Annotated in this window: 3 protein-coding genes; all 3 read right to left on the bottom strand. The window is 42.3% G+C overall.

Annotated features, from left to right (window positions below; translation table 11 throughout):
* Window positions 1-114: 114 nt before the first annotated feature.
* Window positions 115-507: an HIT family protein gene (locus tag ACVA6Q_RS24500; protein WP_446649204.1), complete on the bottom strand. Its 393-nt coding sequence runs from the start codon at window positions 505-507 to the stop codon at window positions 115-117.
* 143 nt (window positions 508-650) lie between these two features.
* A complete protein-coding gene (locus ACVA6Q_RS24495) occupies window positions 651-1073 on the bottom strand; it encodes a GNAT family N-acetyltransferase (protein ID WP_446649203.1) in 423 nt (140 codons plus the stop codon).
* 557 nt (window positions 1074-1630) lie between these two features.
* Window positions 1631-2209 carry an O-methyltransferase gene (locus ACVA6Q_RS24490; protein WP_446649202.1) on the bottom strand — a complete coding sequence of 193 codons (579 nt, stop codon included), beginning with the start codon at window positions 2207-2209 and terminating at the stop codon, window positions 1631-1633.
* Window positions 2210-2356 lie beyond the last annotated feature (147 nt).

The raw sequence follows: 2356 nt of genomic DNA, 5'->3' as shown, positions 1-2356 counted from the left end.
CTAACGCCTTGCTAAGTTGCAGCTAACGAACACAACACTCAAGCAAAGCCACGTAATCACTGAACCCAACCAAACCAAAATCACCGAGCGTTAGCTGTCTGCTTGAGCAATTTGTTATAAGCCCGCCAACGATTCACGCAAGACTTCTATGCTCTGGACGCCAATGCCACTGCTTTGCCACCCAAATCTATCCCCTTCAAAACGTGGAAAAATGTGTAAGTGATAATGTTCTAGTTCATTACACTTGCCATTGTTTTGAATGAATGAAATCCCATCCGGAGCAAATTTAGTGACAATTCGTTGGTAAAGATCTCTTGCTACATTCTGAATTTCGCTACTGACCTCAACAGGTACATCAATAAACGACTCAAACGGTTGCTTTGGGCAAATCAATATATGTCCAAAGTTAATTGGATCGTGGTCTGCAAAAGCAATAACATTCTCTGACTCGTAGACTAATACTGCATCGATTTCTCTAGCTACAATTTGTTCAACTATTGTCACCAATATCTCCTTGTGCTTATAACGCCTTGCTAAGTTGCAGCTAACGAACACGACTTTCAAGCAAAGCCACCTTAATCACTGGACTCAACCAAACCAAAATCGCCGAGCGTTAGCTGTCTGCTTGAGCAATTTGTTAGGTAACGAGCTCAAAGTGAGCACCTCATTTCGATGACATTTCCACAAGCGCCAGACTCAAGAAAGCCTGCACGTTTATATAGGCCTACCGCTGGGTTTTCGGGAAATACCCTAAGAACTACTTCAACTGAACGATGCTGTATAGCATGCCTTTTAACTAATGTAAGACAAGTAGTCCCGATACCCATTCCTTGAACACTTTTGACCAACTGAAAGTCTCTAAGGTGAGTAGTCGTTTCTGTGTAACTAAAGCGGATGACACCTACTCGTTCATCGTTCACATGGACTTCAAAATTGTCTAAATTTCTCCAACTATCAGCAAAAATTTCCGTGTCCCAAGATATGTCGTAACGTTGATAATACTCTGCCATATTTGCTTTCGTTAGATTCTCAGCGAACTCCCAATCCAACGCTGGTTTGAGTACAACTTCCATATTTACTCCTAGTTACCTAACGCCTTGCTAAGTTGCAGCTAACGAACACAACACCCAAGCAAAGCCACGTAATCACTGAACTCAACAAAACCAAAATCGCCGAGCGTTAGCTGTCTGCTTGAGCAATTTGTTAGCTTTTTTCGTGTGATGCAGCCAGCGTTAGCCACCAAGGTTTTAAAGAAATGCTCCAAAACCAACGCCACCGACGTACCCAATGCAGAAGCATTGAACCTTCAACCAATTTGCAGCCAAAGATGACGACACTTAAAGGCAACTCAAGGCTCTTGCGCTGAAGCTGACAACCAAGCGCACCATGCTCAAAATTAACTGACGAAGTTTCAAAACAAGAGAAACAGCCCGCTTGATGTACCGATTTGGCTCTGACGTTCAGGTGTAAAGCTAGAACGCTGAACCCTCGCACCACAATACTTAACCGAGAAAGCTAACGCCTTGTTAAGTAGCAGCTAACTACCACTACACTCAAACAAAACCACCGTAATCACTAAACTCAACCAAACCAAAATCGCCAAACGTTAGCTGTCTACTTGAACAATTTGTTAGGCTACTTTCACGCACATAACTATGCCTGTTGACCAACAAAGCTTTGATACAACAAAATCATCTCGTTGTGATAAGTGAGCTATCAGCGCTCGAACCTTTCCATTGTGCTCTTCTGACCAATCCTCACGAATTTTCATATCATCTATGATGTAAAAACCACCAATTTTAAGGCAGGCTAGAGTTTCATCTAGGTAGTGGTATTTTCCTGGCCAAGTATCGGCAAATATTAAATCGACCGACGATGGAAGGGTTCGATCGATAACATCCTCTCCATTGGATAAAACGATATCAATTCGCGGATCTTCTCCTAGATAACTACGAGCTATCTCAATATTTTCTACTGAATTATCTACCGTTGTTAATTTTGAGTCTTCAGACATTCCATGCAATATCCATGATGTACAAAGACCTGTGCCAGTCCCTAGCTCCAAGAAGTGCCCTGACTGCTTACTCGCAGTCAAAGCAGCTAAAAATGAACCTATCGGAAGCTCTGATAATTGAGGAAAGCCAATTGCGTGTGTGGCTTCCAATATTGCTTCATATTGTGCTGGATAAACTTCCACTGTCTCGTTCATATACTTTTCCTTGTAGCCTAACGCCTTGTTAAGTAGCAGCTAACTGCCACTACACTCAAACAAAGCCACAGTAATCACTTAACTCAATCAAACCAAAATCGCCGACTGTTAGCTGTCTGCTTGAATAATTTGTTATGCGCGTGGTTA

Source organism: Vibrio sp. DNB22_10_4 (assembly GCF_052879755.1).
The sequence above is the reverse complement of the archived record's forward strand: the minus strand, read 5'-3'. Positions and strand labels throughout refer to the sequence as shown.